Genomic DNA, 4,062 nt, shown 5'->3' with positions numbered 1-4,062 from the left:
CACGATCGACCGGAATCAGCGGTCACGACAAACCAGAATCGCCGGTCACGATCCGCCGGAATGACCGGTCACGATCGACCGGAATACCCACTCGCAGCAACTGGCCGGCCAGCTCGGCGCTTTCGCAGTCAAACACCTGCCAGCCCACGATCTTGCGGCTGAACAAGTCCTCGAACAGGTACAGGTAGAAGTGCTGGCCGCGCACCTGGGTCGGCAGATAGGTGATGTCCCAGCAGAACACCTGATTGGGTCCGGTCGCGGCCAGGGCGCGGGGCCGGCTGCGCTTTTGCGCTGCACGCTCTGCGCGCCGATGGGTCAGCTGGCCCTCCTGGCGCAGCAGGCGGTACATCGTGGACTCGGACGCCACATAGACGCCTGTATCGCCCAGGCGAGGCACGATTTGACTCGGCGGCAGGTCCTTGAACGCTTCGCTGTTGAGCGTGGCCATCACGGTCTGGCGTTCGTCCTCGCACAGCTTGTTGGGCGGGCACACGTAGCGCCGCTTGCCTGATTCGCGCTGGTCCCCTTCAGGCGCACTCATGCGCTGCCAGCGCTGCACGCTGCGGCACGACAGGCCGATCTGGCGGCAAGCCGGTTGCAAACGCGCGCCGGCGGCGCAGGCTTTGTCAATCAGGCCGAGCAACTTTTGGCGCTGCTGGACGGACGTCATTTGTCCGCGCCCTCCAGCAGCGCCTTGAAGTTTTTTTGCAACACCAGCAAGGCGGCCACCTCGGCGAGCGCTTTCTCCTTGCGCCGCAATTCACGCTGGAGCTGCTCGTGCTGACGCTGCAACTCGCGAAAGGCGCCTCTCGCCTCGCGCGAAGCGGGCACGGCAGGGGTGCAAAACTCCTGGTGCCACTGCGTCAGCTGATGCTCGAACACACCATGCTCGCGGCACCAGCCGGCCCGGGCCATGTCCTCCAGTGCGTAGCTCTGCTGCAGCGCCATCAAACGCTGTGCGGGCATCCAGGCAGACGCCGGGCCGTCCAGTACAGCAGTTGCAGCGGACACCGGGTGGGCTGTCGTGCCGGTTTTCTTGCTTGCGCTTTGCAGCCACTTCCTGAGCGTGCCGGCGGACATGTTGAGCTCGCCGGCAACGCTGATAACGGAACGCGTGCCGCGATGCCTGGCTTTGAGCAGTGCCTGCTCTTTGAATTCGGGAGAGTGATGTGAATGCGGTGTTCTGGTCATGAAATGTCTCTGCCGGGCAGTTAGCCATTGAAAAATTGGACGCGACAACTATTCTGACTCCCGGGGGGACTTGCTTACGCGCCTGCCCGGCCACTTGAACAGCCGTATCGACGAGTTGCTACCGCATCGCTGGCAGGCTTTGGGCTGACGCTTCGCTAACCCGTAGCATATTTCGACAGGCATATTCAATATGCCATCGCTGGCCGCTTACTGTACATCGACAAACCCATGCGTGCTCATACGCTAATGCAGGCCATAGCGCGCGCTAACCGGGTCTATCCGGGCAAAGACTTCGGGCTCATCGTCGATTACAACGGCATGCTCAAGAGCCTGCGAGAAGCCCTGGCCCAATACGCGCTCGGTGACGATGGTGGCGCGGCAGAAATCGTCGCGCCGCTGGAAGAGCGCGTCGCCGCTTTGCATCATGCCATTCAGGTTACCGAGGAATACCTGCGCAGCATCGGCTTTGACCCCGCACAGTTGCTGGGCTCCACAGGTTTCACTCGCATTGAGCACCTGGCCAATGCGGTGGAAGCCGTTTACACCAGCGATGAAACCAAACGCCGCTATGAAATCCTCTGCCGGGTAGTGTTTAACAGATTTAAAGCCTTGCTGGTCGAGCCGTCCGCGCTGGCCTACGCAGAGCGGCACGACAACCTCGAAGCCATCTACAAAAAACTCACCGAGCGCCGCGACACCGCTGACGTTACCGAGCTCCTGAAAATTTTGCATCGCATCGTCAACCAGACGGTTCTGACTCAAGGCACCGGGGGTGACCAGGCCGCAGGCTTAACGATTGATCTGTCCCAGATCAACATGGAAAAACTACGCGATGAGTTCGGCAAAAAGATCAAACGCAAAGCCACCGTCATTGAAGACATCCGCCAGATCGTGGAAGAAAAGCTAGCCCAAATGCTTGCGCATAACCCGCTGCGTATGAACTACGAGAAAAAGTACCAGGAAATCATCGCCGCCTACAACCAGGACAAAGACCGAGCGACGGTAGAAGACACCTTCGCTCGATTGATTGAACTCGCCAACAGCCTCAGCGAAGAGCAACGTCGTGCTGTCGCAGAAGGTCTGAGCGAAGAGCAGTTAGCCCTGTTTGACTTGTTGACCCGAGACGACCTTACCAAGTCTGATCGTGAGCGAATCAAGACTGCCAGTCAGGCCTTACTTGCGGGTGTACTTGATGTCATTGCACCACTGGACCGATGGACAGAGAAGGAAACGACGCAGGCCGATGTGAAGACATTTATTTTGAATAACGTCTTCACCGAGCTACCCGACCTGCCCTACACCGAGACGGACAAGCTGCAAGTGGCGAATGGCGTATACCGCCACATTTGGCAGCAGAGCGTAAGTAATCAACTCCGACCGGGCGCCTCAGGTTGATTTCAAAAAGTCAGCATCTCAAGAGAAGCTGTAACTTTTTTCTGCACACCTTATAAAACAACTTCGCAGTTGGTGCCTAAGGCATGTATGCGATGACAGCTGTTGAATCGCCTATAGCCAGTTCCGCCAGACGAAGTTCGATATCGACTCAAAGACGAAAACGAGAACCAACATGAACTGATTGGCGGTTTGACTCGTTTATCACCCTGGCTGCTGCTCGGCACCACTTTCTGGAACAGATACTTTTTTCGCACGCAACCGCGGAGCAGGTGGATCTGAAGGTGTGTATTCCGCGAGCTCTTGGATCTGGCAGCCAAAGTAATGACAGAGGCGATCCAAGTTATCTGTAGAGGTATTGCAACCGCGTGGACTATTCATATTGGACAACGTCACTCTATGAATGCCGGTTGCAGCTGCGACATCCTCCAAGCGGACGCGCTCGCCCCTCTGAAAACTCAGCTTTGACAAAAGCTCCTTCACACGAAATCTGATCATTTTTCCATGATACATGTATATCAATAATGTATAAATGTTGTTATTTTGCTACAAACGACGTAATCCTACTAAATAAGCTCCTTTGCTAATTAAGTAGTTATTACACTACATTTATCAACAAACAAGGAGCTTTCGATGATCGTGGTCAACAACTCAGCCCAGTACCCTGCATCAGTGCAGTGCAATGTAGAAATCCAATTGCAAATTGCAGTTCACACCGCCGACAGCAGCTCCACCGAACGGTCACATACCGAGCGCTTGGAAATCCAGCGACAGGTCGACTACGCCTGGGCCGCCGGGTTTCTCGACGGCGAAGGCTGCGTCACTCTTGTTCGCGTTCGCCGTACTTGTGGCAACCGCACCAACTACAGAGCGCGCGTTCACGTTGTCCAGAACTGCCTGGAAACGCTGAATGCTTTCCGAGATCGGGTTGGAGAGAACAGCGTGTTGGCCCAGCTTACCCATCGCGACAGTTATACCCGCCCGATCTACCAGCTTATTTATGACGGCATTCATTGCCACCGGCTGCTGAAAAAGTTGCGACCACACCTGGTCCGCAAAGGCGCTGAAGCAGACGTCATTTTTGAGTTCTATCGCGACGGCGAACCGACTAGGCACTTTGGCCCTAAAGGGGTTCCGGCTGAAATTTGGCACCTTCGCGAACGCTGCTATGACGCCCTGCGCTGCCTCAAGTAAGCCCACGACCGCCCACCAAAACATCCCAATCATCTCCAAGACCATCGCAAAGAACACACTATGTTTGAAGATATCCAAGTCCCTAAATCGGTTCAGCTGCCAAAAGGCAGGCGCGCCTGTCGCCGCAAAGCAGAAGAACTGCGTGCTGCTTATCGGCTGCACCGTCAGTTCGCAGCCTTCGTTGAAGAACCGTAAGCGGCTCGTCATGGCACCTTGACCAGGCTTGCCGAAATATGCTGCGGGTTAGAGAAGAGTCAGTCCGCAGGCTGCCAGCGATGGGGCAGC

At 56.3% G+C, this 4,062-nt stretch carries 6 protein-coding genes; 3 read left to right on the top strand and 3 right to left on the bottom strand.

Annotation, left to right across the window (positions count from 1 at the left end; genetic code table 11):
• Nucleotides 1-22: 22 nt before the first annotated feature.
• Together RCH06_RS17920 and RCH06_RS17640 are read right to left on the bottom strand one after the other, a co-directional pair.
• Nucleotides 23-670, bottom strand: a complete 648-nt coding sequence (locus RCH06_RS17920) for a DDE-type integrase/transposase/recombinase (RefSeq protein ID WP_442799717.1) — start codon at nt 668-670, stop codon at nt 23-25.
• Complete coding sequence (locus RCH06_RS17640) at nt 667-1,191, bottom strand: transposase (protein ID WP_327082770.1); 525 nt, start codon at nt 1,189-1,191, stop codon at nt 667-669. Before RCH06_RS17640 ends, RCH06_RS17920 begins: the two co-directional genes overlap by 4 nt.
• A gap of 183 nt (nt 1,192-1,374) precedes the next feature.
• Here RCH06_RS17640 and RCH06_RS17635 point away from each other — a divergent pair, with 183 nt between their 5' ends.
• Nucleotides 1,375-2,586: a type I restriction enzyme endonuclease domain-containing protein gene (locus RCH06_RS17635; protein WP_442799718.1), complete on the top strand. Its 1,212-nt coding sequence runs from the start codon at nt 1,375-1,377 to the stop codon at nt 2,584-2,586.
• Between the two features lie 201 nt (nt 2,587-2,787).
• Here RCH06_RS17635 and RCH06_RS17630 read toward each other — a convergent pair whose 3' ends face one another.
• A complete protein-coding gene (locus RCH06_RS17630) occupies nt 2,788-3,081 on the bottom strand; it encodes a helix-turn-helix domain-containing protein (protein ID WP_327082768.1) in 294 nt (97 codons plus the stop codon).
• 135 nt (nt 3,082-3,216) lie between these two features.
• Here RCH06_RS17630 and RCH06_RS17625 point away from each other — a divergent pair, with 135 nt between their 5' ends.
• Both RCH06_RS17625 and RCH06_RS17620 read left to right on the top strand, forming a co-directional pair.
• Complete coding sequence (locus RCH06_RS17625) at nt 3,217-3,777, top strand: hypothetical protein (RefSeq protein WP_327082767.1); 561 nt, start codon at nt 3,217-3,219, stop codon at nt 3,775-3,777.
• Nucleotides 3,778-3,837: 60 nt separating this feature from the next.
• Nucleotides 3,838-3,972, top strand: coding sequence for a hypothetical protein (locus tag RCH06_RS17620; protein ID WP_327082766.1), 135 nt, complete (start codon nt 3,838-3,840; stop codon nt 3,970-3,972).
• Nucleotides 3,973-4,062 lie beyond the last annotated feature (90 nt).

It is taken from the genome of Polaromonas sp. CG_9.5, assembly GCF_035984465.1.
Lineage (GTDB): Bacteria > Pseudomonadota > Gammaproteobacteria > Burkholderiales > Burkholderiaceae_C > Polaromonas.
The sequence above is the reverse complement of the archived record's forward strand: the minus strand, read 5'-3'. Positions and strand labels throughout refer to the sequence as shown.